The following is a 275-nucleotide window of genomic DNA, read 5'->3' on the forward strand; positions in this document are numbered from 1 at the left end:
TCGACAATGGGACGCAGGCACGCGACCTGTTCGGGATGGACCTGATCTACAATACAACGGAAAGCGGCATGGGCAACACCGCCCTTTACAACGGCAACATCTCTGCCATGCGGTGGAGCAATAACCTCGGGTTGGGATCGATGAAAGAAAACGGCTACGTGTATTCGTACGATGCGATGAACCGGATCCTGTCGGCGAATTTTGCACAAAAGACGACGACTGATTGGCTGGCGACCAGCAACCAGTCGTACCTGGAGGGAGGATTCACGTACGAT

At 54.2% G+C, this 275-nt stretch carries 1 protein-coding gene; it reads left to right on the forward strand.

All coding sequences use genetic code 11. The features are described from left to right. Window positions 1–275: hypothetical protein (locus AABK37_RS42120; RefSeq protein ID WP_432557288.1), on the forward strand; the 275-nt coding region annotated here is incomplete at both ends.

Source organism: Tolypothrix sp. VBCCA 56010 (genome assembly GCF_050875635.1).
Lineage (GTDB): Bacteria > Cyanobacteriota > Cyanobacteriia > Cyanobacteriales > Nostocaceae > Hassallia.